This is a genomic window from Variovorax sp. LARHSF232, assembly GCF_052871435.1.
This window is the reverse complement of record NZ_JBIXJS010000001.1, coordinates 671,820-696,949: the sequence shown is the minus strand read 5'-3', so window position 1 is coordinate 696,949 and position 25,130 is coordinate 671,820. Positions and strand designations below refer to the sequence as shown.

The following is a 25,130-nucleotide window of genomic DNA, read 5'->3' as shown; positions in this document are numbered from 1 at the left end:
TGCCGCAACGAGTGCCGCGGCTTAAGGTGCCACGCCTGCTTGGGGGCGCCACAGGAGACGAACATGCTGTTGGTCAAGGGCAACGAGGGTGCGGCGGTCAAGGCACTGAAGGCGCGGCTCTCGGCGGAACTGGGCGCGGATGCGCCGGCCTTTCCGGGCTTGGCGGCGGGTGCGGTGTTCGACGCCGACACCGAAGCCGCAGCGCGGCGCTGGCAGGCCGGCGTGGGCATCCTGGCCGACGGCATCGTCGGCCCCTACTGCCAGGTGCTGCTGGGCCTGGCGCAGCCGCGGCCCCTGGCCTTGTCGCTGGATCTGGCGTCGGTGCGGCGTCTGTTTCCGGCCACCAAACCTTCCAACATCGCGCGCTACCTGCCCTACGTTTGCGCGGCGCTGTCGGCGCTGGAGCTGACCGACCGGCCCATGATCCTGGGCGCGCTGGGCACCATCCGCGCCGAGAGCGAAGGCTTCCTGCCGATCTCGGAATACCCCTCGCAGTTCAATACCAAGCCCGGGCTGCCGCCCTTCAGCGCCTATGACGGCAGGCTGGGCAACAACGCGCCGGGCGACGGCGCGCGCTATCGCGGCCGCGGCTTCGTGCAGCTCACCGGCAAGGCCAACTACAAGACCTATTCAGAGCGCATCGGCGTCGACTTGCTGAACAACCCCGACTGGGCCAACGCGCCCGAGGTGGCGTCGCTGCTGCTGGCCGGCTACCTGGCCGACCATGCGGGCGCGATGCGCAAGGCGCTGGCCGCCGGCAACACTGCGGCGGCGCGCAAACTGGTGAACGGCGGCTCGCACGGGCTGGATCGCTTCAAGAGCGTGTTCGACATCGCGGGCGCCATCTGGCCCCTGGTGGCGGCGCCGTCGCCGGCCCCGGCCACCAGTCCGCTCGCGCCCGGCCTGGCCGCCACCGGCCGCCGGCGCGCGGGCGCCAAGAAAGCCGCCGCGGTGGCCGCCGTGGTGGCGCTGCCGGTGAAGCCGGCACGCGCCCTCGATGCGCGCAAGGACCCGGTCGACCTGCGCGACCGACCCTACCAGCCGCCGCCTTTGACCCTGCCGGACGAGTACCCGTCGCGCGAGGAAGTCGGCGCCTTCCTGCACATCTACACGCAGGCCAGGCTGATCCTCGACCAGGGCCAGGAGGGCGCCTGCACCGGCTTCGGCCTGGCCTGTGTCATCAACTACGCGCGCTGGCGCAAGGCCAGGCATCCGGTGAAGCTGGATTCGGTGAGCCCGCGCATGCTCTACAACTTCGCGCGCCGCTATGACGAGTACGCCGGCGAGGACTACGACGGCTCGAGCTGCCGCGGCGCGCTGAAAGGCTGGTTCCACCATGGCGTCTGCCTGGAAGGCGACTGGCCCTACGAGGCCAGCGGCATCGCGCGCCCGCGCTACGGCTATGCGCAGCGCGCCAGCGACCTGACCCTGGGCGTGTACTACCGCATCGACACCAAGTCGATCACCGACATGCAGGCCGCCATCTACGAGGTGGGCGCGGTGTACGTGTCGGCCAACACGCACGAAGGCTGGCAGAACGTGCCCTGGGTGAAGAGCAGGAAGATCACGCACGACAGCCTGCCGGTGATCGAGTTCGACGGCCAGCCTTCGCAGATCGGCGGCCATGCCTTCGCCTTGGTGGGCTTCAACACGCGCGGCTTCGTGGTGCAGAACTCCTGGGGCGAGCGCTGGGGCGCCGGCGGTTTTGCGCTGCTGCGCTACGAGGACTGGTTCGCCAACGGGATGGACGCCTGGGTCGCCTCGCTGGGGGTGCGCGGCGTGGTGCTGGGCCGGCTGGCCAGCGGCGCAGGCGTGGCCCGCGCGCGGGCGGGCGCGGCGCCGGCCAGCGTCTGGGACGAGGCCCGCGCCTACGAGCACAGCGTGGTGTTCGGCAACGACGGCCGCGTCTGCCGCTACCTGACGCAGGACGAGCTCAGCCGCACCTTGCTGTTCCAGGCCTGCGGCCTGCCGGACCAGTGGTTCCGCGACCCGGCCAGCCCGAAGTCGCCGGACGGCAAGAAGCGCCTGGTGATCTACGCGCATGGCGGGCTCAACAAGGAAAGCTCGGCCATCGACCGGGCCCGCGCGATGGGGCGCTACTTCGTCGGCAATGGCTGCTACCCGCTGTTCCTGGTGTGGAAGACGGGCCTCATGGAGTCGATCTGCAACATCGTGACCGAGGCGTTCGGCCGCCAGCCGGCGCGCGCCGGCGGCTTGCGTGACAGCCTGATCGAGGCCTCCGACATGCTGGTGGAAAAGACCATTGGCCGGCCGTTGGCGCGTCCGCTGTGGAGCGAAATGAAGGAGAACGCCGAGTTCGCCTGCAACCCCACGCGCGGCGGCGACCTGCTGGTGACCGCGCTTTCGAACCTGGCGCAGACCTGGGGCGATCAGCTGGAGATCCACCTGATGGGCCATTCGGCCGGCTCCATCATCCTGGGCCATCTGCTGGGCGTGCTGGCGGCGCGCAAGCTCGATGCGCGGGTGGCCTCGATCCATCTGTATGCGCCAGCCTGCACGGTGCAGTTCGCCAACCGCCACTACGCGCCGCACCGGGAGCTCATGCAGCGGCTGCACCTGTCGATCCTGTCGGACAAGAACGAGCGCGACGACAACGTGGCGGCCATCTACCGCAAGTCGCTGCTGTACTTCGTCTCCAACGCGCTGGAGCCTGACGTGCGCACGCCGCTTTTGGGCATGGCGAATGTGCTGGACGCGGCCTACAAGGCCTGGGACGGGTCATCGGCCACCGGCGAGGCGCTGGGCAACTGGCGCACTGCCGCCGCCGCCTCGGGCCTGGGCGCGCGCACCCGCATCATCGAGCCTGACAAGGTGCCGATAGCGCTGCCCGATCAACACATCAGCGCCAATCACGGCAATTTCGACAACGACGTCGAGCAGGTCGGCCGGACCCTGGCCGCGATCACCGGGCAGCCGGCGCTGCCTTTGCCGGTGACGGACCTGCGGGGCTTCTGAGGCTGCCGCCCGCGGCCCGGAACTGGCGGGGCGTGCTGCCGACCTGCAGGCGAAAGCGGCGGCTGAAATAGACCGCGTCGCCAAAGCCGCATTGCTGCGCGATGTCGCCGATGCGCGCGCTGGAGGTGAGCAGCAGTTCCTTGGCGCGCTCCAACCGGCGCTCGGTCACCAGCTCGGTGAAGGTGCGCTCGGTCTGCTTCTTCAGCAAGTGCGCCAGGTAGTTGGGCGACAGCATCGCCGCGGCCGCCGCCTCGTTGAGCGACATCTCCTGGTGCAGGTGTTCGCGCACGTAGGCCATCACGCGCTGCAGCGCATCGTGCCGCGACAGCTGGCCGCGATGGCGGCCGGCCTGTGCCAGGAGCTTTTCCTCGTGCCGGTGGCAGGCCAGGCCCAGCAGCTGGAGCAGCACGCCGCGAATCGCGCTCGTCGTGCCCAGGCGCCGGGTCTGGTTCAGGGTAGCCAACTCATCGAGCCAGCCCAGGATGCGGCCGAAATCATCCGGCGCGAAATGAAAGTCCAGATGTTCCTGGAACAGGAAGGGCGCCAGTTCGGGCAAGCGGCGGATCGGCACGTCTTCCAGGTCCAGTGGCGCGACGTCCAAGTCCGGCCAGAGGAAGCCCTGGTCGAAGTTGACGATGGCGTAGCGCGCCCCCGGCGGATGCGGCACCACGTGCACGCGATAAGGCAGCACGAAGCTCAGGTGCCCTTCGGAAAAGGGGCGCATGGAGCCGCCGATGAGCTGCTGCGAACCGCCTTCGATACTCACCTGAATCTGAAAGTACTCGTGCCGGTGCGGGCGCGCCAGCACGTCGCGCGCGCCCTCGAAGCGGATGTCGAAGTCCAGGTGGTCGGCGCGTTCCTGCATGCCGTACAGGCGCAGGTTGGAGGGGCGGGGCGGCATGGCGCGATGCTAAGGCGTGCCGCTGCTGTGTTGCCGCAGTCCTGCTTTTGCGTAGATGCGTGCGGCACAGCGCTGCCGTGGGCTTGCAAGATGGGCCGGTTATTCCAAGCTTAGGAGACAGCATGTCCAGTTCACGTCGCGGCCTGTTGGCCGCATCGGCCGTCGCGGCCGCCGGCGGTGCCCTCGGCGGTTGCGCGTTGCCGGCAGGCGCCGCGCGCTCGCCCGGCACGCCTTTCCAGATCGAGTCGACGACCATCCCGATCGCCGGCAGTACCCAGGCCTTTCCGGTGCGCCGCGTCTATTGCATCGGCCGCAACTACGCGGCGCATGCGCGCGAGATGGGTTCCGACCCGACGCGCGAGCCGCCCTTCTTCTTCCAGAAGCCGGCCGACGCGATCCAGGTGGTGCAGCCCGGCACGGTGGCCGACCATCCCTATCCGAGCCTGACCAAGAACTACCACTACGAGGTGGAACTGGTGGTGGCCCTCGCCAAGGGCGGCCGCAACATCCCGATCGCCAGCGCGCTGGACCATGTCTACGGCTATTCGCTGGGCCTGGACATGACGCGCCGCGACCTGCAGCGCGAGATGGGCGACCAGAAGAAACCCTGGGAGATTGGCAAGAGCTTCGATCACTCGGCCCCGGTGGGCCCGATCCATCCCGTCGGCCAGGTCGGGCACTTCGCCGATGGTGCGATCTGGCTCAAGGTCAATGGCCAGACCAAGCAGAACGCGACGCTCAAGCACATGATCTGGTCGGTGGCCGAGCAGATCAGCCGGCTTTCGCAGGCCTTCGAGCTGATGCCGGGCGACATCATCTATTCGGGCACGCCGGAGAACGTCGGCCCGGTGGTGCGCGGCGACCTGATCGAGATCCATATCGACGGCTTGCCGAACCTCTCGGTGCGGGTGGTCTAGCCGCTGCAAGCTGCTCGCCGTCATGCACACTCGGGTCAATGAAATCCCGATGTGTGATGGTGCTGGGCACGACCAGCGGCGCCGGCAAGAGTTGGCTGGCCACGGCCCTGTGCCGCTGGTATGCGCGGCGTGGCCTCAAGGTGGCGCCCTTCAAGGCGCAGAACATGAGCAACAACGCCCGCGTGGTGGAGGGCGGCGAGATCGGCAGCGCGCAGTACTTCCAGGCGCTGGCGGCGCGCGCCGTGCCCGACGTGCGGATGAACCCGCTCTTGCTCAAGCCCGAGCGCGACACCCACAGCCAGGTGGTGCTGCTCGGCCAGGTCCACGAAGAACTCACCGCCATGCCCTGGCGCGGCCGCAGCGAACGGGTCTGGCCGCAGATCGCGCGCTCGCTCGATGAATTGCGCGAAGAGAACGACCTGGTGGTGATCGAAGGGGCTGGCTCGCCGGCCGAGATCAACCTGATGGCGTCCGACATCGTCAACCTGCGGGTGGCGCGCCATGCCGACGCGCGCTGCCTGCTGGTGACCGACATCGACCGCGGCGGCGCCTTCGCCCACCTGTACGGCACCTGGGCGCTGATGCCGCCACAAGACCGGCAGATGCTGCGCGGCTTCGTGCTCAACCGCTTCCGCGGCGACGCCTCGCTGCTGGCGCCGGCGCCGCAGGACCTGGAGCGCCTGACCGGCGTGCCCACCGTGGCGACGCTGCCCATGTGGTGGCAGCACGGCCTGCCCGAAGAAGACGGTTTGTACGACCAAGGCGCACACGGCGCGGCCGTGCACGACGGCACGGCACGCACCGTGGCGGTGATCGCCTATCCGCGCATCAGCAACCTCGACGAGTTCCAGCCGCTGGCCGGCCTGCCCGGCATCCGCCTGCGCTGGGTGCGCACGCCGGCCGAGCTGGAAGGCGCCCACACCATCGTGCTGCCCGGCTCGAAGAACACCAGCGGCGATCTGGCCTGGCTGCGCACGCAAGGGCTGGACCGCGCCGTCGCCGCGCATGCGCAGGCCGGCGGCGCCGTGCTGGGCATCTGCGGCGGGCTGCAGATGCTGGGCGAGGCGCTGATCGATCCGCACGGCATCGACGGCAACGCGCCGGGCCTGGGCCTCTTGCCCCTGGTGACGGTGTTCGAGCGCGACAAGACGGTGCGCCGGCGCGAAGCCGTCTTTGGCGGCAACGTGCCGGGCCCGTGGGCCGCGCTGTCTGGCGTGGCGCTGCAGGGCTACGAGATCCACCATGGCCAGACGGCCCAGCATCCGGCGCTGGCGGCGGCGGGCGAGCTGGCGCACGCCGTGCTGCCCGATGGCCTGGGCTGGCGCAACGCCGCCGGCAATGTGCTGGGCTGCTACCTGCACGGCCTGTTCGAAGATGCGAAAGTGCTGCGCGCGTTGTATGGTTCGCAGGTGCCGACCTTGGACAACGTTTTCGACGGCCTCGCCGATTTCATTGACCAACATTTCGACGCCGGCGTGCTGCCCGGCCTGATCGACTGAATGACAACAACAAGCCAAGAACAACGCATTCCCGCCGTTGCCGACCTGCACGACACGGCCCTTTCCGCGGCGCTCCTGCGCGCGCTCGACAACAAGACCAAGCCGGTGGGCGCGCTGGGCCGGCTGGAGGCGCTCGCGCTGCGCATCGGCCAAGTGCTGGGCGATACGCAGCCGTGCCTGCAAGCACCGCAGATGCTGGTGTGCGCCGGCGACCATGGGTTGGCGGCGCGCGGCGTCTCGGCCTATCCGAGCGACGTCACCTGGCAGATGGTGCACAACTTCCTGCAAGGCGGGGCCGCGGTGAGCGTGCTGGCGCGCCAGCACGCGTTGGCGCTGACGGTGGTCGATTGCGGCGTGCGCCACGACTTCGAGCCGCAGCCCGGCCTCTTGATCCGCAAGATCGCGCCGGGCACGGCCGACGCGTCGGCGGGCCCGGCCATGAGCCAGGCGCAATGCAACGAGGCGATCCGCAACGGCCGCGAGATCGTGCGCGGCCTGCCGGGCAATGCGTTGTTGCTGGGCGAGATGGGCATCGGCAACTCCTCGGCGGCTTCGCTGCTGCTGGCGCGCCTCGCTGGCGTCGAACTGGATGCCTGCGTGGGTGCCGGCACCGGGCTGGACGCCTCCGGCATGGCGCGCAAGCGCGCCGTGCTGGCCGAGGTGCTGGCACTGCACGAAGGCGCGCGCGCGCCGCTGGCGGCGCTGGCGGCCTTCGGCGGCTTCGAGATCGCGACCCTGGTCGGCGCGGTGCTGGAGGCGGCGGTTCAGCGGCGCGTGATCGTGATCGACGGCTTCATCACCGGCGCTGCCGTGCTGGTGGCGCAGGCCCTGCAGCCGGCGGTGGTGCAGCGCTGCGTGGCCGCGCACGAATCGGCCGAGCCCGGGCATGCCCTGCTCTTGCGCCAGTTGGGCCTGGTGCCGCTGCTGCGGCTGGAGCTGCGCCTGGGCGAAGGCTCCGGCGCGGCGCTGGCCTGGCCGCTGCTCGAATCGGCCACCCGCATCCTGCGCGAGATGGCCAGCTTCGAGGCGGCCGGCGTGTCGCGCAAGGAAGAAGAGGGCGGTGAGGGCGGTGCCGTGGGGGCAACACCTTGAGCGGTGTCCGCCACTTCCTGCTGGCCCTGCAGTTCTTCACCCGCATCCCGGTCACCGGCGCGCTGGCGCAATGGGTCGGCTACAGCCCGGCCATGCTGCGCGAAAGCGCCGGGCACTTCCCGGGCGTGGGCTGGGTGGTGGGCGCCGTCGGCGCCGCGGTGTTCGGCCTGGCGCTGGTCCTTCTGCCGGGCGAGGCCGGGGCGCTGGCGGCGGCGCTTCTGTGCATCGTCGCCACCGTCTGGCTGACTGGCGCCTTCCATGAAGACGGGCTGGCCGACGTGGCCGATGGTCTGGGCGGTTCGCGGGAGCGGCTGCGCGCGCTGGAGATCATGAAGGACTCGCGCGTCGGTGCCTTCGGCGCCATCGCGCTGGTGCTGGCCATCGGCCTCAAGGCGGCGCTGCTGGCGGTGCTGGCCGGACAGGACGAACTCGGCGCGGCGGCGGCCGTGCTGGCGGCGCACGTGCTGGCGCGCTTCGCGCCCCTGTTCGTGATGCGCGCGCTGCCCTACGTGGGCGGCGAGGCCGGCAAGTCCAAGCCGCTGGCCGATGCCGTCAGCGCCGGCTCGCTGGCGGTGGCGGCTGCCTGGTCGCTGCCGGCGGTGCTGCTGCTGTGGACGACGCAGCCGCTGGCCAATGTGCTGGCGGCTGGTGTGCTGCTGGCCGCCGCCACTGGCTGGCTCATTCATCGCTTCCGATCGCGGCTTGCGGGCTTCACCGGCGACTGCCTGGGCGCCACCCAGCAGGTGTGCGAGCTGGCCATCTACCTGGCATTGGCGGTGCGGACGACATGAGCCCCCGGGCCGTTCCATGACCAAGCTGTGGCTGCTGCGGCACGGTCCGGTGGAATGCGCCGAAGGCACTTGCTATGGCGCCTCGGACATCAAGGCCTCGGAGCGGCACTCGCGCGAGATCGCTGCCCGCGCCGCTTCGCAGCTGCCGGCCGGCCTGGACTTCTATGCCTCGCCGCTCGCGCGCTGCGCGCAGCTGGCTTTTGCACTGGAGGCGCTGCGCCTGGACCTGCAGGCGCAGTTCGACACGCGCATTGCCGAGATGAATTTCGGCGATTGGGAGGGCCGCGCCTGGAACGACATCCCGCGCGCCGAGTTCGACGACTGGCTGCGCGACTTCGCGCATGCGCCGGCCGGCGGGAGCGGCGAAAGCACCAACGGATTCATGGACCGCGTGGGCGATGCCTACGACGACTGGCGCGCCAGCGGCCAGGACGCGGCCTGGGTCACCCATGCCGGCGTGATCCGCGCCGTGCTGCTGCTGCACGAGGGCGTGCGCAAGGTGGAGCGGGCCGACCGCTGGCCGACGCGCACCATCGCCATGGGCGAGCTGGTGCTGATCGAGGCGACCTGAAGGTTCACCGGGCCTTGGGCGCCGGCGTCTTGGGCTTGTAGTCGCAGAAGGTCGCCACCGCGCATTCCCAGCACTTGGGCTTGCGCGCCACGCAGACGTAGCGGCCCAAGAGGATCAGCCAATGGTGCGCATGCAGCCGGTATTCGGGCGGCACACGCTTTTCGAGCTTCAGTTCCACCTCGAGCGGCGTCTTGCCCGGTGCCAGGCCGGTGCGGTTGCCGACGCGAAAGATGTGCGTGTCCACCGCAATGGTGGCTTCGCCGAAAGCCACGTTGAGCACCACGTTGGCCGTCTTGCGGCCAACGCCCGGCAGCGCCTCCAGCTCGGCACGGGTCGCCGGCACCTCGCCGCCATGCAGTTCCAGCAGCATGCGGCTGGCCTCGACCAGGTGCTTTGCCTTGCTGCGGTACAGGCCGATGGTCTTGATGTATTCCTCGAGTCCTTCGACGCCCAGATCGACGATGGCCTGCGGCGTGTTGGCCACCGGAAAGAGCTTGCGGGTGGCCTTGTTCACGCCCACGTCGGTGGCCTGCGCCGACAGCAGCACGGCGGCCAGCAGCTCGAAGGGCGTGCCGTATTCCAGCTCGGTCTCGGGCGTTGGGTTGGCCGCGTGCAAGGTGGCGAAGAAGGGGACGATGTTTTCTTTTTTCATGGGCGCGCGATGATGCCCCAGGAAACCGATTTCACACCACAGGGCCTGGGGCACTGCAAGCCCGTGATTCGCCTAGTGCCGGCCGCGCCAATGCGTGCGAAAAAGATCGCTGTCCAAGAATGACAGGAGACATGCATGCACGCTCGTTCACGCCGTTCCTTCTTCTCGCGCCTGGCGCACCTGGCGAGTGCCGCCCTCGGCGGCCTGGTCTTGCTGAGTGCCGCTGCGCCCGCGCTGGCGCAGGGTTACCCGACGCGGCCCATCACGCTCATCGTGCCCTGGGGCGCCGGTGGCGGCACCGACGCCACCGCCCGCATCATCGCCAGCCTGCTCGAGAAAGACCTGGGCCAGCCGGTCACGGTGGTCAACCGCACCGGCGGCAGCGGCGTGGTGGGGCATGCCGCCATCGCCTCGGCCGCGCCGGACGGCTACACCATCGGCCTGGCCACGGTGGAGATCGGCATGATGCATTGGCAGGGCCTCACCGAGCTGACCGGCGCTTCCTACACGCCGATCGGCCTGGTCAATGCCGACCCGGCCGGCATCCAGGTGCGCGCCGACGCGCCCTACAAGAGCCTCGCCGAGCTGCTGGCGGCGATCAAGGCCAACCCCGGCAAGCACAAGGCCTCCGGCACGGGGCAGGGCGGCATCTGGCACCTGGCCATCGCCGGCTTGCTGCGCGACCAGAAGATCGATCCGGCGGCCGTGCCCTGGGTGCCCAGCAACGGCGCGGCGCCCGGCCTGCAGGACATGGTGGCGGGTGGCGTCGACATCGCGCCGGTCTCGTTGCCCGAGGCGCGCTCGCTGATCGATGCCGGCAAGGTCAAGAGTCTGGCCATCATGGCCGACAAGCCGGCGGGGCTGTACCCCAACGTGCCCACGCTCAAGGCCGCCATCGGCAGCGACTGGACCATGGCCGCCTGGCGCGGCATCGTGGCGCCCAAGGGCATTCCCAATGACGCGCGCGACAAGTTGGCCGCTGCCGTCAAGAAGGTGGCGGCCAGCAAGGAGTACACCGAATTCATGGCCTCGCGCGGCTTCGGCGTGACCTATGCCGGGCCGGAAGACTTCGGCAAGTTCATGGCCAAGTCGGATGCCGAGCTGGGTGCGACGATGAAGGCGGTCGGCATCGCCAAATGAAGCTGAACGACGCGATCTTCGGCGCCTTGCTGCTGGCGCTGGGCCTGGCGGTGCTGCTTGTCGTGCAGGGCTACCCCAAGATCCCGGGGCAGCAGGTCGGGCCGGCCCTCTTCCCCGGTCTGATCGCGGTGGGGCTTTGCGTGAGCGGCGCGCTGTTGATGCTGCGCGGCTGGCGTGAGCGCGCTGCCGCGCCCTGGCTGCGCCTGGGCGACTGGGCGCGTTCGCCGCGCCACGTGCTGGCGCTTTGCACCGTGATTGCCGGCGTCCTGTTCTACATGCTGGCCTCGCAGGCGCTGGGCTTCCTGATCTGCGCCTCGCTGCTGCTGTTCGCACTGATGCTGGCGCTGGGCGTGGCGCCCGGTCGCTCGCTGCTGGTGGCCGTGCTGGCCTCGCTGCTCATCCACTTCGCCTTCTACAAGCTGCTGCGGGTGCCGCTGCCCTGGGGCGTGCTGACGCCCATCGCCTGGTAGCGCCGATGCTGACGACCGCTGCGCTCGCCCAGGCCTTCGCGATGGTGTTCGAGCCCACCACCCTGGTGGTGATGGTGATCGCCTCGCTCTACGGACTTTTTGTCGGCGCGGTGCCGGGCCTGTCGGCCACCATGGCGGTGGCGCTGCTGGTGCCGGTGACCTTCTTCATGGCGCCCATCCCGGCCATTGCCGCCATGGTCACGGCCACCGCGATGGCGATCTTCTCCGGCGACATCCCCGGCTGCCTGCTGCGCATTCCCGGCACGCCGGCCTCGGCCGCCTACACCGACGAAGCCTTCGCCATGACGCGCAAGGGCCAGGCCGAGCTGGCGCTGGGCGCGGGCCTGGTGTTCTCCGCCGTCGGCGGCCTGTTCGGCACCGCGGTGCTGATCGTGGCCTCGCCGGCGCTGGCCGAGTTCGCGCTCAACTTCTCGTCCTTCGAATACTTCTGGCTGGTGCTGCTGGGCCTGACCTGTGCCGTCTTCATCACCTCCGACCGGCCGCTCAAGGGCCTGGTCACCTTGCTGCTGGGCCTCTTGGTGGCGTGCGTGGGCCTGGGCAATCCGGCGGGCTTTCCGCGCTTCACCTTCGGCAACACCGAGATGACTGGCGGCATCGGCATGATCCCGATGATGATCGGCATGTTCGCCATCTCCGAGGTGATCCGGCATGCGGTCGACACCTTGCCGCCGGGCGAACTGGTGGTGGAGAAGGTGGGCGGCGTGCTGCGGGGCCAGTGGGCGCTGGCGAAGAAGTACCCGCTGCAGATCCTGCGCGGCAGCACGCTGGGCACGGCGGTGGGCGCACTGCCCGGCGCCGGCGCCGACATCGCGGCCTGGATGTCCTACGCCATGAGCAAGAAGTTCTCCAAGGAGCCGCAGAAGTTCGGCACCGGCCATCCGGAGGGCATCGTCGAATCCGGCGCCGCCAACAACAGCGCGCTGGCCGGGGCCTGGATTCCGGCGCTGGTGTTCGGCATTCCGGGCGACTCGATCACGGCCATCGTGATCGGCGTGCTCTACATGAAGAACCTGAACCCGGGGCCCACGCTGTTCACCACCAATCCGCAGAACATCTATGCGGTGTTCATGCTCTTCATCATCGCCAACATCATCATGATTCCGCTGGGCATCCTGTGCATCAAGGTGGCCAAGCGCATCTTGAAGGTGCCGCGCAACGTGCTGATGCCGATCATTCTGCTGTTCTGCATTGTCGGCACCTTCGCCATCAACAACTCGCTGTTCGACGTGGGCGTGATGCTGGTGGCCGGCGTGCTGGCCTGGCTCTTGGAAGAGAACGGCTTTCCGATCGCGCCGGCCATCCTGGGCGTGGTGCTGGGCGGCATGCTGGAAGAGAATTTCATCACCTCGGTGATCAAGTCGGACGGCAGCTTGCTGGGCTTCGTGAACCGACCGATCGCGGTCGGGCTGGCGATCGTGACCCTGCTGGTCTGGGTCGTGCCGCTCTTCAAGCGCTCGTTCGGGCGGCGCGCGCAGGCGTAGCGGCGGGCTTCGGTGTTCAGCGCAAGCCTGATTGCCGGTCTGCCGCGCCCACCAGCTGCATCAGCCCCGGCCCGATGGTGTCGAGCAACTGCGCCTTCTTCGTGCGAAGGCCGGGCACCGCGCAGTTGAACAGCAGCCGGCGCGGGCCGTAGTGCAGGCGCGCGGCCACGCCGACCGCCAGCACGCCGAAGCCGGCGTCGCCCAGGTTGATGGCGAAGCCGCGCTTGGCATAGTGCGCCACGCTTTCGCGCGCGCCCTCGCTGCAGCGGGTGAACTCGTCGGGGCGCTCGCGCCGCACGCGTGACAGGAAGGCCTCGCGCTCGCCGGCCGGCAGCTGCGCCAGCCAGGCGCGGCCCATGGCGGTTTCGAGGATGCCGCGCACGGCGCCCACGCCGGGGCGCTTGAGCGTTCCTTCCTCGTAGGTGCAGGTCTCGACGTAGACCACGTCCAGGTCCATCGTCACGCCGACCGATACCGCGCCCTCGATGCGGTCGGCCAGCTGCTGCATGGCCGGGCGCAGCGATCCCAGCATGGGCGTGTTGATCACGTAGGGGTAGCCCAGCGTGACGGCGGCGGGGCCGATGAAGTAGCGGTCCAGCCGCTCGTCGTGGTCGAGGAAGCCGAGCGTGCGCAGGCTGCGGCACAGGCGCGACACGGTGGGGCGCGACAGGCCGAGCTTGGCCGCGAACTCGCTGTTGGCATGCGCGCGCGGGTCGCTCACGAAGGTCTGCAGGATCAGCAGGCCCTTCGCCAGCGTGCCGGCGAAGTAGGGGTCTTCTTCGCGGACGCGGCGCAGGTCGTCGTGGTCCTTCATCTAGGGCCTGTTCACACTACAAACGGAGATCGCGTTGGCCCGCATTGGGGCTGGATGCAAGGCGCCCGCGCGCAGCAATGCTGAAGCATTGCAAGCGCGGGCAACGCCGCAGACGGCCCCAATGCGGGCCAACCCGGAGGGAAGGCATGCCAAAGCGGCCAACTCCGCGTTGCACGCCTTGCGTGTGCCGGCGCACACGCGGCGTCGTGCGCCTTGATTTGCCCGCTTTGGCATGCCTTCGCGACTCCGTATGTAGTGTGAACAGGCCCTAGCCCACGATGGCGCGCAGCTCGGCCAGGACCTGGGCCGAGGGCGGCCGCACGCCGCGCCAGATCTGAAAGGCTTCTGCCGCCTGCTCGACCAGCATGCCCAGTCCGTCGCGCGGCGTGGCGCCGTTCTCGCGTGCCCAGGCCAGGAAGCCGGCCGCGGCGGGGCCATACATCATGTCGACGGCCAGGGCGCCGGGCTTGAGCACGCTGGCCGCCACCGGCACGGCATCGCCTGCCAGGCTGGAGGCGCTGGCGTTGATCACCACGTCGAAGCTGCCGTCGATGTCCTGCAGGGCCTGCGCCTCGACGTCGGCGTGATGGGGCAGGGCGACGGCCGCATGCCGCTGCACCAGCGTGATGGCCTTGGCCAGGGTGCGGTTGGCCACCACCACGCGGCGCGCGCCGGATTCGAGCAAGGGGCCCAACACGCCGGCCGAGGCGCCGCCGGCGCCGATCAGCAGCACGTCGTGGCCGGCCAGCGCCACGCCGGCATGCAGCGTGATGTCGTTCACCAGGCCGACGCCATCGGTGTTGTCGGCGTGGATGCCGTCGTCACGAAAGCTCAGGCAGTTCACCGCCTGCGCCAGCACCGCGCGGGGGCTGAGGTGCTGCGCAACCGCGGCCGCGTCGAACTTGAAGGGCACGGTGATGTTGCAGCCGCGCGCCGTGCCGTTCGTCGTGTCGGCACGAAATTCCGCCAGCGCTTGCGCGAAGCCGTCGATCGGCACCAGACGCCGGCCGTATTCGAGCGCTTGCCCGGTCAGTTCGGCAAAGCGGGCATGAATCCAGGGCGAGCGGCTGTGCTCGACCGGGTTGCCCATCACGCAATAGAGATCCATGTTGTGTGCGCTCGCTACGGCCTGCCCGAGGACACCTGCGTTTCCAGCGTCTCGTCGCGCGTGAACTTGAAGCGCGAGGGCAGCACGATCTGGTCGGTCTGGCGCCGCATCGCATCGCTGAACTTGCCGAAGTTGCCGATGCTGCGCACGATGGCCTGGGCGCGCCGGTCCAGGAGCTGGTTGCCCGAGCCTTCCACCACTTCGGTGCCCAGCACGCTGCCGTCGAAGTTGACCGTCACCAGCATGGTGAGTTCGCCATACAGCTTCTTGCCGGCGGCGGTGGGGAAGTTCTCGGTGCCGCGCGCCTCGATGCGCCGGCGCAGCTGATCGACGTAGACCGCGTAGGCCGCCTCTCGGGTGGCGGGGCTCACGTAGCGTTTGCGCGGGCGCGCGTTCTCCTCGTTCACCCGGCGCTCGATCTCGGCCAGCAGCTCCACCAATTGCTTGCGCTTCTCGTCCTGTGCCTTGTTCTCGGTCGGTGCGCCGGGGTTGCGCGGATCGGGCAGCGGCATGGCAGCCACCTGCTGCTTGAGCTGCGCCAGGAGCAGCATCTGCTGCGCCTGCATGGCCTCGATCTGGCGCTGCGCGTCATCCAGCGAATCGCCGACGGCGGTGAAGGCCGAGGGCGGTAGCGGGCTGGTGGCGCGGCCGCGTTCCAGGTCGCCGCCGCCGGCCAGCGAGGTCTGGGCAATGGCGCGGGCCTTGTCCGGCTTCTCGTTGGTCCTGGCGTTCACCAGGATCACTTCGAGCGCGGTGTCCTCGAACACGCGGTTGAAGGCCTGCGGGTCGACGAAACGCACGGCGAGCAAGGCAGCGTGCGCCAGCACCGAAATGCCGATCGCGATTTGCAGGGTGCTGAGGTCGCGCAGGTTCATGCGGCTGTGTTGGCAGGGGAGGAGGGGGATTCGCTCGCGGCTTCACCTTCGTCGAGGTCGACCGCGATGGCCAGCGGGCCGGCGACTTCTTCCTCGTCTTCGCCGGATTCTTCTTCCACCGCGGCGGGCGGCGTATCCAGCCGCTCGAGCACGCTGCCGTGCACGTCCAGCGAGATCTCGTCGATATCGGTCAGGCGCGCGCGCACACGGGCACCACGCGCCAGGCCCTGGGTGCCAGTCAGGGAGAACACCAGCGGCAGCGAATCGGCACGGGCCAGGGCGCCGTTGGGAATGTCCTTGATCAGGGTGGCCTCGATTTCGCTGATGCCTTCCTGCGCCAGATACTTCAGCGTCCAGAAACGCTCCATGGCGCCCTGGTAGCCGTTGTAGGTGCTGTAGGCGGCGTCGAAGCCCGAGAGGATGGAGAACAGGTCGGCGTCCTTGGGCTTGAAGGGCGCGGCCAGCGCCGCCGTCTTGCCGTGGCGTGCCGCCGCGATGATCTGCCACTGGTTCACCAGGTCGGTGTAGCGGCGCAGCGGCGAGGTGCTCCAGGCATAGCTCTTCACGCCCAGGCCGGCATGCGGCAGGGCCTTGGTGCCCATGCGGACCTTGACGCCGGGCGCCAGGCTGGCCTGGCTGCGGTACAGCCCGGGCACGCCGAGTTCGCCCAGCCAGCCGCCCCAGCTGCTGTTGGCCAGGATCATGGCTTCCGAGACGATCAGGTCCAGCGGCGCGCCGCGCGAACGGGTGCCGATCTGCACCTGCTCGCTGCCGTCGGGCTCGCCGTCGCTGCCCACCTTGTGAGCCCCCAAGCCCCCCGAGGGGGGATTCGCGCCTTGGGGCGGCCCGGCGTCGCGAATGAGGCGGAAGGTGTAGTCGGGCCGGTTGAAGTTTTCCGGCTTGCCGCGCACCACCTCGCGCTGCGCCTTCAGGTGCTTGGCCAGGCGGAACAGGAAGGACAGCGGCTCACGCAGGCCCGCTGCCGGCTGCGGCACCTCGGCGCCGGGCACGGCCGGGTCTTCCAGCCAGGCCTGGGTGATGAAGGCGTCGAGCTTGTCGTGGCGCAGATTGGCCACGATCGGCACGCGCTCCAAGCGTGTCTCGGTGCCCTGCAGCGTCAGGCTGGCCTCGTCGAAGCGAGCGTAGAGCGACACGGCGGGGCAGTCGCGCCCTTCTTCCAGCGTGTAGGCGGCCACCACCTCGTCGGGCAGCATGGTGATCTTGTGGCCCGGCATGTAGACGGTGGACATGCGCGCGCGCGCCACCTGGTCGATGGCGCTGCCGGGCGTGAGCGCCAGGCCCGGCGCGGCGATGTGCACACCCACGGTGATGGTTCCGCTGCCCAGCCCCTGCACCGACAGCGCGTCGTCGATCTCGGTGGTGTGCGAATCGTCGATGGAAAAGGCCTGCACGGCGGCCAGCGGCAGATCGTCCTGGATCGCTGGCGCGCTGAGCGCCGGAAAGCCCGTGCCCTTGGGGAAGTTCTCGAACAGGAAGCGCTTCCAGTGGAACTGGTAGGGCGAATCGATGGCGCCGGCGGCCTCCAGCAGCTCGAGCGGCGGGCGATGCGTGGCGCGTGCGGCTTCCACCACGGCCTTGTATTCGGGGGCGTTCTTGTCGGGCTTGAACAGGATCTTGTAGAGCTGCTCGCGCACCGGCGTCGGGCAGCTGCCGGCCGCCAGCTGCGTGGCCCACTCGCTGATCTGCGCCTGGATCTGCTTCTTCTTCTCGATGGCGGCCAGGGCCTGCTGCACGATCTCGGCCGGCGCCTTCTTGAAACGGCCCTTGCCGGCGCGGCGGAAATAGTGCGGCGCTTCGAACAGGGCCAGCAGGGCAGCCGCCTGCTGGGCGATGCTCGGCTGAGTACTGAAGTAGTCGGATGCCAGATCGGCAAAGCCGAATTCGCCCTCGGGCGCAAATTCCCAGGCCAGGTCCAGGTCCATGCCGGCGGCCAGTTCGCGCGCCTCGGCCAGCAGTTGCGCCGGCGCGGGCTTCTCGAAGCGCAGCACGATGTTGGCGGCCTTGACCTTGACCCGCTTGCCGCTGTCGAGCTCGACCTGGGCCGAGGACTCCGCTTCCGACAGCACGCGCCCGCCGAGGTATTTCCCGGCTTCTTCAAACAATACAAACATCCGGCAATTGTCCCTCAGGGCAGCGCCAGAAATTCCACCACCTCGCGCAGATGCGCCGACTCGAAGTCCGACAGCGCATGGTCACCACCCTCGAGCAGCTTGATCCGGCTGCCCGTATGGCGCGCCGTCATCTCGCGCCAATCCAGCACTTCGTCGCCCTTGGCGATGATCGCCAGGCAGCGCTCGGGATGTTGCAGCGGCCCCACTTCCAGCGCGCGCAGCTCCTCGATGTATTCGGGGCGGAAGTAGAAATGCACTTCTGGCGCATGCCACTGTGTCTGGTCGCCGATGTAGCGTGCCAGGTCGCGCGCCGGGTTCACGGCCGGGTTGAGCAGCACCGCTCGGCAGCCGGTGGCGGCCGCCACATGGGTGGCGTAGAAGCCGCCCAGTGACGAGCCCACCACCGCCATCGAGGCGTGTGGCCAGTCGCGCGTGCCTTCCATCACCAGTTCCATGGCAGCGCGCGGCGAGGGCGGCAGCTGCGGCGCCCACCAATGCAGCGCCGGGTGGTGGGCGGCCACATGGCGCGCCATGACCTGCGCCTTGGCCGAGCGTGGCGAGGAGCGAAAGCCGTGCAGGTAGAGCAGATGGGTGGTGGCGGTCGTCGTCGGCATGGCGGCCATGCTATCCGTCCCTTCGCGGCGGTCGGCCGTCGGCTGCGGGGATAATTGCGGCCCCATGTCAGCCGCCTTCAACCAGCCCTCGCTCGCGCGCCGCGTCGCGCCCATCTTCCAGGGTTATGACGGCTTTCTGGCCTTTGCCGTCTTGTTGCTGGCCTGCGCCGGCATGGTCACCATGTATTCCTCGGGTTTCGATCACGGCACCCGCTTTGCGGACCATGGCCGCAACATGCTCCTGGCCGGCTTCATCATGTTCGTGGTGGCGCAGGTGCCGCCGCAACGCATCATGAACTTCGCGGTGCCGATCTACGTCGTGGGCGTGGCGCTGCTGGTGGCGGTGGCCATGTTCGGCATCACCAAGAAGGGGGCCACGCGCTGGGTCAATGTGGGCGTGGTGATCCAGCCCAGCGAGATTCTCAAGATCGCCACGCCGCTGATGCTGGCCTGGTGGTTCCAGCGCCGCGAGGGGCAACTGCGCGCACTCGACTTCGTGGTGGCCACCGTGCTGCTGGCGGTGCCGGTGGGCCTGATCATGAAGCAGCCCGACCTGGGCACCTCGCTGCTGGTGATGGCGGCGGGCTTGTCGGTGATCTTCTTTGCCGGGTTGTCGTGGAAGCTGATCGTGCCGCCGGTGGCGATCGGCATCGTGGCGGTGGCGTTGATCGTGAGCTTCGAGCCCACCCTGTGCGCCGACGGCTTCGACTGGAAGGTGCTGCACGAATACCAGAAGCAGCGCATCTGCACCCTGCTCGACCCCACCAAGGACCCGCTGGGCAAGGGCTTTCACATCATCCAGGGAATGATCGCGATCGGCTCGGGGGGCGTCGGCGGCAAGGGCTTCATGCAGGGCACGCAGACCCACCTGGAGTTCATCCCGGAGCGCACCACCGACTTCATCTTTGCCGCCTATTCCGAGGAGTTCGGGCTGGTGGGCAATCTCTTTCTGATCTGCGCCTTCCTGTTCCTCATCATGCGTGGCCTGTTCATCGCCATCGACGCGCCGACCCTGTTCTCGCGCCTGATGGCCGGCGCCGTCACCATGATTTTCTTCACCTATGCCTTCGTCAACATGGGCATGGTGAGCGGCATCCTGCCGGTGGTGGGCGTGCCGCTGCCCTTCATCAGCTACGGCGGCACGGCCATGGTGACCCTCGGGCTGGGCCTCGGTATCCTGATGTCCATCTCCCGCGCCAAGAAGCTCGCCGCCAAGAACCCCGACCGAATCGAGATCGGCTAGCGCGTGCAGCGCCCAAACCGCGCACAGCCGTCGCTAGCGACACACCGCGGAACTGGCTTTGCCAGGCCGCAGATGTGGTCTCCCCCTCGGAGGGTGGAGAATTACACGAGCGGAAGCGAGTGAAAAGCCGGGGGGCATAATGTTTTTATGATCTCCCGCGAACCCACCATCGAGCGCCTGGCCACGGCGCAGCAGCTCCTGCTCACGCCCTTCGGGCTGGACGAATCGCACCTTTCGCGCGCACTGGCCGAGATCCGCGCGCACAAGGTGGACGACGCCGACCTGTACTTCCAGTACACGCGCAGCGAAGGCTGGAGCCTGGAAGAGGGCATCGTCAAGACCGGCAGCTTCAGCATCGACCAGGGCGTCGGCGTGCGGGCCGTGAGCGGCGAGAAGACGGCCTTTGCCTACTCCGACGATATTTCGGAAGCCTCGCTGCTCGACGCAGCACGCACTGTGCGCGCCATCTCGGCGGCCGGCCGCTCGGCCAAGGTCAAGGCAACGGCGCGCAAGATCGCACCCAGCCGCGCGCTCTATGGCGGCATCGATCCCATCGCGACCCTGGACAGCACCGCCAAGGTGAAGCTTCTGGAGAAGACGGAACAGCTGGCCCGCTCGCGCGATGCGCGCATCGTTCAGGTGATGGCGGGCCTGGCCAGCGAGTACGACGTGGTGCTGGTGGCGCGTGCCGACGGCACCCTGGCGGCCGACGTGCGGCCGCTGGTGCGCCTGTCGGTGACGGTGATCGCCGAGCAGAACGGCCGGCGCGAGATGGGCTCTGGCGGCGGCGGCGGCCGCTTCGGCCTGGCCTATTTCGACGATGCCCACATTGCCCAGTACGTCGACCAAGCGGTCGGCGCCGCGCTGGTCAACCTGGAATCGCGCCCGGCCCCGGCCGGCGAAATGACGGTGGTGCTCGGCCCCGGCTGGCCCGGCATCCTCTTGCACGAGGCGGTGGGCCACGGCCTGGAGGGCGACTTCAACCGCAAGGGTTCCAGCGCCTTCTCCGGCCGCATGGGCCAGCGGGTGGCAGCCAAGGGCGTCACCGTGCTGGACGACGGCACCATCGCCGACCGCCGCGGCTCGCTCAACGTCGACGACGAGGGCCATGCCAGCCAGCGCAACGTGCTGATCGAGGACGGCATCCTCAAGGGCTACATCCAGGATTCGCTCAACGCCCGCCTGATGGGCGTGGCGCCCACCGGCAACGGCCGGCGCGAAAGCTACGCCCACGTGCCGATGCCGCGCATGACCAACACCTACATGCTCAGCGGCGACAAGGACCCGAAGGAAATCGTCGCCAGCATCAAGAAGGGCCTGTACGCCACCAACTTCGGCGGCGGCCAGGTCGACATCACCAGCGGCAAGTTCGTGTTTTCCGCGAGCGAGGCCTACTGGGTGGAGAACGGCAAGATCCAGTACCCGGTGAAGGGCGCAACCATCGTCGGCAACGGACCCGAGGCGCTCAAGCGCGTGAGCCTGATCGGCAACGACATGCAGCTCGATACCGGTGTCGGCACTTGCGGCAAGGAAGGCCAGAGCGTGCCGGTGGGCGTGGGCCAGCCGACCCTGCGCATCGACGGATTGACCGTCGGCGGCACCGCCTGATACGGGCTTCGCCAAGAAGCTGTGCTAGAGTCGCCGCTCATGTCCGCCCTCCGCGCTTACTTTTTTGCCTACTTTTGGTTCCCGGTTTCCGGCGGACGAGAGGCGCGCGCGTAAAGCAAGCAGACAAGCAGAACCTCCCAAAACCGCCGGTGCCAAAAGCCCCGGCGGTTTTTTTTCGCCCCATCGCTTCCACCATCCAGATCAATTTCCAAAGGACCCCAGATGAGCAGCAGCACGAACACCGCCTCCGCCAGCGACGCCTGGTATGCGCACGTCGAGAAAACCAGCAAGACCGACGACGAACGCATCAAGGACATCAACGTGCTGCCCCCTCCCGAACACCTGATCCGCTTCTTCCCGATCCGCGGGACGCCGGTGGAATCGCTCATCACCCACACCCGCAAGTCCATCCACAAGATCATGGCCGGCAAGGACGACCGCCTGCTGGTGGTGATGGGACCGTGCTCCATCCATGACCCGGCCGCCGCGCTCGACTACGCGCGCCGCCTGAAGCCCCTGCGCGACAAGTACGCCGACAGCCTGGAAATCGTGATGCGCGTGTATTTCGAGAAGCCGCGCACCACCGTCGGCTGGAAGGGGCTCATCAACGACCCTTACCTGGACGAGAGCTTCCGCATCGACGAAGGGCTGCGCATGGCGCGCCAGCTGCTCATCGACATCAACCGCATCGGCCTGCCGGCGGGCAGCGAGTTCCTGGACGTGATCTCGCCGCAGTACATCGGCGACCTGATCTCCTGGGGCGCGATCGGCGCGCGCACCACCGAAAGCCAGGTGCACCGCGAGCTGGCCTCGGGCCTGTCGGCGCCGATCGGCTTCAAGAACGGCACCGACGGCAACATCCGCATCGCCACCGACGCGATCCAGGCGGCGGCGCGCGGCCATCACTTCCTGTCGGTGCACAAGAACGGTCAGGTGGCGATCGTGCAGACCCAGGGCAACCCGGACTGCCACGTGATCCTGCGCGGCGGCAAGGCGCCCAACTATGACGAAGGCAGCGTGGCCCAGGCCTGCAAGGACCTGGCCGCATCCAAGCTGCCGCCCACCCTGATGGTGGACTGCAGCCACGCCAACAGCGCCAAGCAGCACCAGAAGCAGATCGACGTGGTGGCCGACATCTCGGCGCAGATCGAAGCCGGCTCCAGGAGCATCTTCGGCGTGATGGTGGAAAGCCATCTGGTGGCCGGCGCCCAGAAGTTCTCGCCCGGCAAGGACAAGGTGGCGGGGCTGGAATACGGCAAGAGCATCACCGATGCCTGCATCGGCTGGGATGACTCGGCGCAGGTGCTGGACACGCTGGCGCGCGCCGTCAAGAAGCGCCGCGGCTGATCCTGTTCAGATCAGCGCCGCCAGCTCCGGCCAGTGATGGCGCATCGCGGCGGCTTCGTCGCCGTCCGGCGCCATGAAGGAGAAGTCGTCGAAGTCGAAGCCCGGGCCGACGGTGCAGGTGACGAGCGTGAAGCCGGCTTCTCCAGTGGGAATGATCGGCCGCGCCGCCTGCCATTGGCCGGCCGGCACCACATGCTGCGGGTGGGCGCCATGCATGTCCACCGGCCCCAGCTTCACATGGCGGGGCGCGGTGCGCAGCTGCGCGTCGCAGCTGTAGAGCGCCAGCGGCACGCCGCCCAGGTAGACCCAGACCTCGTCGGACAGCACCCGGTGCCAGCGCGAATGCTGGTGCGATTCCAGGAGAAAGTAGATGGTGGTCAGCGCGTCGCGCGCCGGCCGCCCATCGGCCGGCGACACGCTGCTCGCCGAGCGGTACACCTCGCGGTACCAGCCGCCCTCGGGGTGCGGCGCGAGCCCCAGCGTTTCGATCAGTTCACGCGCTTGCATGATGAGGACACTTTAGGCCGCCGCGGCCAGCGCGTCGAGCAGCTTCTGGTGAATGCCGCCGAAGCCGCCATTGCTCATGCACACCACATGGTCGCCGGGCCGCGCCGCAGCGACGACCTGGCGCACCAGTGGCTCGATGGCATCGGCCACCAGGGCACGCTCACCCATCGGGGCCAGTGCCGCGGCGGCGTCCCAGCCCAGGCCGGCGCTGTGGCAAAAAGCCAGGTCGGCCGCTTCCAGGCTCCACGGCAGTTGGGCCGCCATGGCGCCCAGCTTCATGGTGTTGCTGCGCGGCTCGAACACGGCCAGGATGCGCTCGTTTTTTTGCGCGGCGTCGTCCAGCTTGCGGCGCAGGCCATCCAGCGTGGTGCGGATGGCAGTCGGGTGATGGGCAAAGTCGTCGTAGACGCGGATCGCGCCGCCGGCGCGCGCCACGCTGCCGCGCAGTTCCATGCGCCGGCGCACGTTGCGAAAGCTGCCCAAGGCCGCCGCCGCCTCGCCGGGCGCCACGCCGACGTGCTCGGCCGCGGCGATGGCGGCCAGGGCGTTCATCTGGTTGTGCAGGCCCGAGAGTTCCCATTGCACCCGGCCGACGCGCTCGCCCTTGTGAATCACGTCGAAGGCGTCGTGCGTGCCGCTGGCTTGCCAGTCACCGCGCTCGCCGCCAAAGCCCGCCACCTCGCTCCAGCAGCCCTGGGCCAGCACGCGCGCGAGGCTTTCCTCCGTGGCGTTGACCACCAGCCGGCCGGTGGACGGCACCGTGCGCACCAGGTGATGGAACTGCCGCTCGATCGCCGCCAGGTTGTCGAAGATGTCGGCGTGGTCGAACTCCAGGTTGTTCAGGATCGCCGTGCGCGGCCGGTAGTGGACGAACTTGCTGCGCTTGTCAAAAAAAGCGGTGTCGTATTCGTCGGCCTCGATGACGAATGGAGCCCCCACGCTTGCCACTGCGTGTGCTTCGCTGCCCCCCGAGGGGGCGCTCGCTTGCTTGGGGCGGCCCGGCGCTGCGCTCGAAGCGCTGCCAAGCCGTGCCGAGACGCCGAAGTCGAGCGGTACCCCGCCCACCAGGAACCCCGGCGCCTTGCCGCAGCGCTCCAGGATCCAGGCCAGCATCGAGGTGGTGGTGGTCTTGCCGTGCGTGCCGGCCACCGCCAGCACGTGGCGGCCCTGCAGCACGTGTTCGGCCAGCCACTGCGGGCCGCTGGTGTAGCGGGCGCCGGCCTCGAGGATGGCTTCCATCAGCGGGAACTTGGGCGAGCCGTCGTCCAGCCGGGCGCGCGAGACCACGTTGCCGATCACGAAGACGTCGGGCGCCAGCGCCATCTGGTCGGCGCCGAAGCCCTCGATCAGTTCGATGCCCAGGGCGCGCAGCTGGTCGCTCATGGGGGGGTAGACACCGGCGTCGCAACCCGTGACGCGGTGGCCGGCCTCGCGGGCCAGGGCGGCCAGGCCGCCCATGAAGGTGCCGCAGATGCCGAGGATGTGAATATGCATCGGCCGATTCTAGAAGTCGCGCCGGGGCCTGCCCGGCGCGGCTTCAGCGCATCACGCGCGCAATGCCTTGGGCTGCGTTTCTCAATTTGTCCAGCTGCAGCAATGCGCTCGGCAAGGACATGCGCACGGCGGGCGCCTGCAGGGCGACGGCGCAGCGCACCGGGCCTTCGGGCTCGTCGCGCACCGGCACCGCCACGCAGACCAGGCCGTCGATGAACTCCTCGGCGTCCTCCGAGTGGCCTTCGGCGCGGATGCGCGCCAGCTCGGCCTCCAGCCGTGGGCGGCTGTCGATGGTGTGGTCGGTGAAGCGCTGGTACTGCAGGCCGTCCAGCAAGCGCTCGCGCTGCGAACGCGGCAGGTGCGCCAGGAAGAGCTTGCCGCTGGCCGAGCAGTGCAGCGGAACCCGCGAGCCGGGACGCAGGTCCATGCGCAGCGGAAAGGCGGTTTCGACCCGGTCGATGTAGAACACCTCGGCGCCCGACAGGGTGGTGAGGTTGCAGGTTTCGCCCACGTCCGCCACCAGTTGGCGCAGCAGCGCATGGCGCACGCCGGTGGTGCTGCTGGCACGCAGCACGGTTTCGCCAAAGCGGATCAGGCGCGGCGTGATGGCATAGCGGCGCGCACCGCTGCCGCGCGCCAGCAGGCCGCCGGCCTCCAGCTGCTGCAGCATGCGATGCACCGAGGGCTTGGGCTGGCCGCTCAGCCGCACCACGTCCGCCAGGGATTGGGGCTCGCCGGTCGAGGCCACGAGTTCCAGCATCTGGAGAAGGCGAAGGCCAGGCGTGTGGGCTTGCTCGGCTTCTTCGCGAGCTTCGGCGGCGGATTCAGTCAAACCCATGGTGTCGTTTCGTTTTTCGAGACTAATTGTCAGTGATTT

General features: G+C 68.9%; 22 protein-coding genes. 12 read left to right on the top strand and 10 right to left on the bottom strand.

Features of this window, described 5'->3' with window-relative positions; all coding sequences use genetic code 11:
* The first annotated feature begins 63 nt into the window (after nt 1–63).
* Nucleotides 64–2,976: a C1 family peptidase gene (locus tag ACIPRI_RS03370; RefSeq protein ID WP_446588490.1), complete on the top strand. Its 2,913-nt coding sequence runs from the start codon at nt 64–66 to the stop codon at nt 2,974–2,976.
* Here the strand turns inward: ACIPRI_RS03370 and ACIPRI_RS03365 are convergent.
* The gene (locus ACIPRI_RS03365) at nt 2,924–3,877 is read right to left on the bottom strand and encodes a helix-turn-helix domain-containing protein (RefSeq protein ID WP_446588487.1); all 954 of its coding nucleotides are present in this window, start codon (nt 3,875–3,877) and stop codon (nt 2,924–2,926) included. The genes ACIPRI_RS03370 and ACIPRI_RS03365 overlap by 53 nt on opposite strands.
* 122 nt (nt 3,878–3,999) lie before the next feature.
* On the opposite strand from ACIPRI_RS03365, the gene ACIPRI_RS03360 reads away from it, so the two are divergent.
* Genes ACIPRI_RS03360 through ACIPRI_RS03340 form a run of 5 tightly spaced genes read left to right on the top strand, consistent with a single transcriptional unit; the run spans nt 4,000 to nt 8,747 of the window.
* Nucleotides 4,000–4,794 (top strand): fumarylacetoacetate hydrolase family protein, encoded by a 795-nt coding sequence (locus ACIPRI_RS03360; protein ID WP_446588485.1) that lies wholly within the window; start codon nt 4,000–4,002, stop codon nt 4,792–4,794.
* 38 nt (nt 4,795–4,832) lie between these two features.
* Nucleotides 4,833–6,293 (top strand): cobyric acid synthase, encoded by a 1,461-nt coding sequence (locus ACIPRI_RS03355; protein ID WP_446588483.1) that lies wholly within the window; start codon nt 4,833–4,835, stop codon nt 6,291–6,293.
* Nucleotides 6,294–7,385 carry a nicotinate-nucleotide--dimethylbenzimidazole phosphoribosyltransferase gene (cobT, locus tag ACIPRI_RS03350; protein ID WP_446588481.1) on the top strand — a complete coding sequence of 364 codons (1,092 nt, stop codon included), beginning with the start codon at nt 6,294–6,296 and terminating at the stop codon, nt 7,383–7,385.
* Nucleotides 7,382–8,176: an adenosylcobinamide-GDP ribazoletransferase gene (locus tag ACIPRI_RS03345; RefSeq protein WP_446588479.1), complete on the top strand. Its 795-nt coding sequence runs from the start codon at nt 7,382–7,384 to the stop codon at nt 8,174–8,176. The genes cobT and ACIPRI_RS03345 overlap by 4 nt, the downstream gene beginning before the upstream one ends.
* 16 nt (nt 8,177–8,192) lie before the next feature.
* Nucleotides 8,193–8,747 carry a histidine phosphatase family protein gene (locus ACIPRI_RS03340; RefSeq protein ID WP_446588477.1) on the top strand — a complete coding sequence of 185 codons (555 nt, stop codon included), beginning with the start codon at nt 8,193–8,195 and terminating at the stop codon, nt 8,745–8,747.
* A gap of 4 nt (nt 8,748–8,751) precedes the next feature.
* Here the strand turns inward: ACIPRI_RS03340 and nth are convergent, their stop codons facing one another.
* Nucleotides 8,752–9,399, bottom strand: coding sequence for an endonuclease III (gene nth, locus ACIPRI_RS03335; protein WP_446588475.1), 648 nt, complete (start codon nt 9,397–9,399; stop codon nt 8,752–8,754).
* Nucleotides 9,400–9,534: 135 nt separating this feature from the next.
* Here nth and ACIPRI_RS03330 point away from each other — a divergent pair, with 135 nt between their 5' ends.
* Genes ACIPRI_RS03330 through ACIPRI_RS03320 form a run of 3 tightly spaced genes read left to right on the top strand, consistent with a single transcriptional unit; the run spans nt 9,535 to nt 12,511 of the window.
* Nucleotides 9,535–10,539: a tripartite tricarboxylate transporter substrate binding protein gene (locus ACIPRI_RS03330; protein WP_446588473.1), complete on the top strand. Its 1,005-nt coding sequence runs from the start codon at nt 9,535–9,537 to the stop codon at nt 10,537–10,539.
* Nucleotides 10,536–11,009 (top strand): tripartite tricarboxylate transporter TctB family protein, encoded by a 474-nt coding sequence (locus ACIPRI_RS03325; RefSeq protein WP_446588471.1) that lies wholly within the window; start codon nt 10,536–10,538, stop codon nt 11,007–11,009. The genes ACIPRI_RS03330 and ACIPRI_RS03325 overlap by 4 nt, the downstream gene beginning before the upstream one ends.
* 5 nt (nt 11,010–11,014) lie before the next feature.
* Entirely contained in the window at nt 11,015–12,511 is a 1,497-nt protein-coding gene (locus ACIPRI_RS03320; RefSeq protein WP_446588469.1) for a tripartite tricarboxylate transporter permease, read from the top strand.
* Nucleotides 12,512–12,527: 16 nt separating this feature from the next.
* Here the strand turns inward: ACIPRI_RS03320 and ACIPRI_RS03315 are convergent, their stop codons facing one another.
* The 5 genes from ACIPRI_RS03315 to ACIPRI_RS03295 all read right to left on the bottom strand — a co-directional run bounded on the left by ACIPRI_RS03315 (nt 12,528) and on the right by ACIPRI_RS03295 (nt 18,054).
* A complete protein-coding gene (locus ACIPRI_RS03315; protein ID WP_446588467.1) occupies nt 12,528–13,325 on the bottom strand; it encodes an IclR family transcriptional regulator in 798 nt (265 codons plus the stop codon).
* Nucleotides 13,326–13,593: 268 nt separating this feature from the next.
* Nucleotides 13,594–14,433: a shikimate dehydrogenase gene (aroE, locus tag ACIPRI_RS03310; RefSeq protein ID WP_446588465.1), complete on the bottom strand. Its 840-nt coding sequence runs from the start codon at nt 14,431–14,433 to the stop codon at nt 13,594–13,596.
* Nucleotides 14,434–14,447: 14 nt separating this feature from the next.
* A complete protein-coding gene (locus ACIPRI_RS03305) occupies nt 14,448–15,308 on the bottom strand; it encodes an energy transducer TonB (RefSeq protein ID WP_446588463.1) in 861 nt (286 codons plus the stop codon).
* Nucleotides 15,305–17,440, bottom strand: a complete 2,136-nt coding sequence (locus tag ACIPRI_RS03300) for a ribonuclease catalytic domain-containing protein (protein ID WP_446588460.1) — start codon at nt 17,438–17,440, stop codon at nt 15,305–15,307. Before ACIPRI_RS03300 ends, ACIPRI_RS03305 begins: the two co-directional genes overlap by 4 nt.
* Before the next feature lie 14 nt (nt 17,441–17,454).
* A complete protein-coding gene (locus tag ACIPRI_RS03295) occupies nt 17,455–18,054 on the bottom strand; it encodes a YqiA/YcfP family alpha/beta fold hydrolase (RefSeq protein ID WP_446588458.1) in 600 nt (199 codons plus the stop codon).
* A 64-nt stretch (nt 18,055–18,118) separates the two neighbouring features.
* Here ACIPRI_RS03295 and rodA point away from each other — a divergent pair, with 64 nt between their 5' ends.
* From rodA to ACIPRI_RS03280, 3 genes are all read left to right on the top strand, one after another.
* Nucleotides 18,119–19,297: a rod shape-determining protein RodA gene (gene rodA, locus ACIPRI_RS03290; RefSeq protein ID WP_446588456.1), complete on the top strand. Its 1,179-nt coding sequence runs from the start codon at nt 18,119–18,121 to the stop codon at nt 19,295–19,297.
* A gap of 147 nt (nt 19,298–19,444) precedes the next feature.
* Nucleotides 19,445–20,905: a metalloprotease TldD gene (gene tldD / locus ACIPRI_RS03285; RefSeq protein ID WP_446588454.1), complete on the top strand. Its 1,461-nt coding sequence runs from the start codon at nt 19,445–19,447 to the stop codon at nt 20,903–20,905.
* A 222-nt stretch (nt 20,906–21,127) separates the two neighbouring features.
* Nucleotides 21,128–22,252 carry a 3-deoxy-7-phosphoheptulonate synthase gene (locus ACIPRI_RS03280; RefSeq protein ID WP_446588452.1) on the top strand — a complete coding sequence of 375 codons (1,125 nt, stop codon included), beginning with the start codon at nt 21,128–21,130 and terminating at the stop codon, nt 22,250–22,252.
* Between the two features lie 6 nt (nt 22,253–22,258).
* Here ACIPRI_RS03280 and ACIPRI_RS03275 read toward each other — a convergent pair whose 3' ends face one another.
* Genes ACIPRI_RS03275 through ACIPRI_RS03265 form a run of 3 tightly spaced genes read right to left on the bottom strand, consistent with a single transcriptional unit; the run spans nt 22,259 to nt 25,091 of the window.
* The gene (locus ACIPRI_RS03275) at nt 22,259–22,759 is read right to left on the bottom strand and encodes a cupin domain-containing protein (RefSeq protein WP_446588449.1); all 501 of its coding nucleotides are present in this window, start codon (nt 22,757–22,759) and stop codon (nt 22,259–22,261) included.
* Nucleotides 22,760–22,771: 12 nt separating this feature from the next.
* Entirely contained in the window at nt 22,772–24,253 is a 1,482-nt protein-coding gene (mpl, locus tag ACIPRI_RS03270; protein ID WP_446588447.1) for a UDP-N-acetylmuramate:L-alanyl-gamma-D-glutamyl-meso-diaminopimelate ligase, read from the bottom strand.
* A 43-nt stretch (nt 24,254–24,296) separates the two neighbouring features.
* Complete coding sequence (locus ACIPRI_RS03265) at nt 24,297–25,091, bottom strand: IclR family transcriptional regulator (RefSeq protein ID WP_446588445.1); 795 nt, start codon at nt 25,089–25,091, stop codon at nt 24,297–24,299.
* Between the last annotated feature and the right edge of the window lie 39 nt (nt 25,092–25,130).

Excerpts from the sequence above, each read along its gene's own strand:
- ACIPRI_RS03280 (WP_446588452.1), top strand. The coding sequence starts at position 21,128 with ATGAGCAGCAGCACGAACACCGCCTCCGCCAGCGACGCCTGGTATGCG.
- ACIPRI_RS03265 (WP_446588445.1), bottom strand. The coding sequence starts at position 25,091 with ATGGGTTTGACTGAATCCGCCGCCGAAGCTCGCGAAGAAGCCGAGCAA.
- ACIPRI_RS03340 (WP_446588477.1), top strand. The coding sequence starts at position 8,193 with ATGACCAAGCTGTGGCTGCTGCGGCACGGTCCGGTGGAATGCGCCGAA.
- ACIPRI_RS03300 (WP_446588460.1), bottom strand. The coding sequence starts at position 17,440 with ATGTTTGTATTGTTTGAAGAAGCCGGGAAATACCTCGGCGGGCGCGTG.
- ACIPRI_RS03330 (WP_446588473.1), top strand. The coding sequence starts at position 9,535 with ATGCACGCTCGTTCACGCCGTTCCTTCTTCTCGCGCCTGGCGCACCTG.
- aroE (WP_446588465.1), bottom strand. The coding sequence starts at position 14,433 with ATGGATCTCTATTGCGTGATGGGCAACCCGGTCGAGCACAGCCGCTCG.
- ACIPRI_RS03315 (WP_446588467.1), bottom strand. The coding sequence starts at position 13,325 with ATGAAGGACCACGACGACCTGCGCCGCGTCCGCGAAGAAGACCCCTAC.
- ACIPRI_RS03370 (WP_446588490.1), top strand. The coding sequence starts at position 64 with ATGCTGTTGGTCAAGGGCAACGAGGGTGCGGCGGTCAAGGCACTGAAG.
- ACIPRI_RS03295 (WP_446588458.1), bottom strand. The coding sequence starts at position 18,054 with ATGCCGACGACGACCGCCACCACCCATCTGCTCTACCTGCACGGCTTT.
- ACIPRI_RS03305 (WP_446588463.1), bottom strand. The coding sequence starts at position 15,308 with ATGAACCTGCGCGACCTCAGCACCCTGCAAATCGCGATCGGCATTTCG.
- cobT (WP_446588481.1), top strand. The coding sequence starts at position 6,294 with ATGACAACAACAAGCCAAGAACAACGCATTCCCGCCGTTGCCGACCTG.
- ACIPRI_RS03365 (WP_446588487.1), bottom strand. The coding sequence starts at position 3,877 with ATGCCGCCCCGCCCCTCCAACCTGCGCCTGTACGGCATGCAGGAACGC.
- tldD (WP_446588454.1), top strand. The coding sequence starts at position 19,445 with ATGATCTCCCGCGAACCCACCATCGAGCGCCTGGCCACGGCGCAGCAG.
- ACIPRI_RS03325 (WP_446588471.1), top strand. The coding sequence starts at position 10,536 with ATGAAGCTGAACGACGCGATCTTCGGCGCCTTGCTGCTGGCGCTGGGC.
- ACIPRI_RS03320 (WP_446588469.1), top strand. The coding sequence starts at position 11,015 with ATGCTGACGACCGCTGCGCTCGCCCAGGCCTTCGCGATGGTGTTCGAG.
- ACIPRI_RS03355 (WP_446588483.1), top strand. The coding sequence starts at position 4,833 with ATGAAATCCCGATGTGTGATGGTGCTGGGCACGACCAGCGGCGCCGGC.
- ACIPRI_RS03275 (WP_446588449.1), bottom strand. The coding sequence starts at position 22,759 with ATGCAAGCGCGTGAACTGATCGAAACGCTGGGGCTCGCGCCGCACCCC.
- rodA (WP_446588456.1), top strand. The coding sequence starts at position 18,119 with ATGTCAGCCGCCTTCAACCAGCCCTCGCTCGCGCGCCGCGTCGCGCCC.
- mpl (WP_446588447.1), bottom strand. The coding sequence starts at position 24,253 with ATGCATATTCACATCCTCGGCATCTGCGGCACCTTCATGGGCGGCCTG.
- nth (WP_446588475.1), bottom strand. The coding sequence starts at position 9,399 with ATGAAAAAAGAAAACATCGTCCCCTTCTTCGCCACCTTGCACGCGGCC.
- ACIPRI_RS03360 (WP_446588485.1), top strand. The coding sequence starts at position 4,000 with ATGTCCAGTTCACGTCGCGGCCTGTTGGCCGCATCGGCCGTCGCGGCC.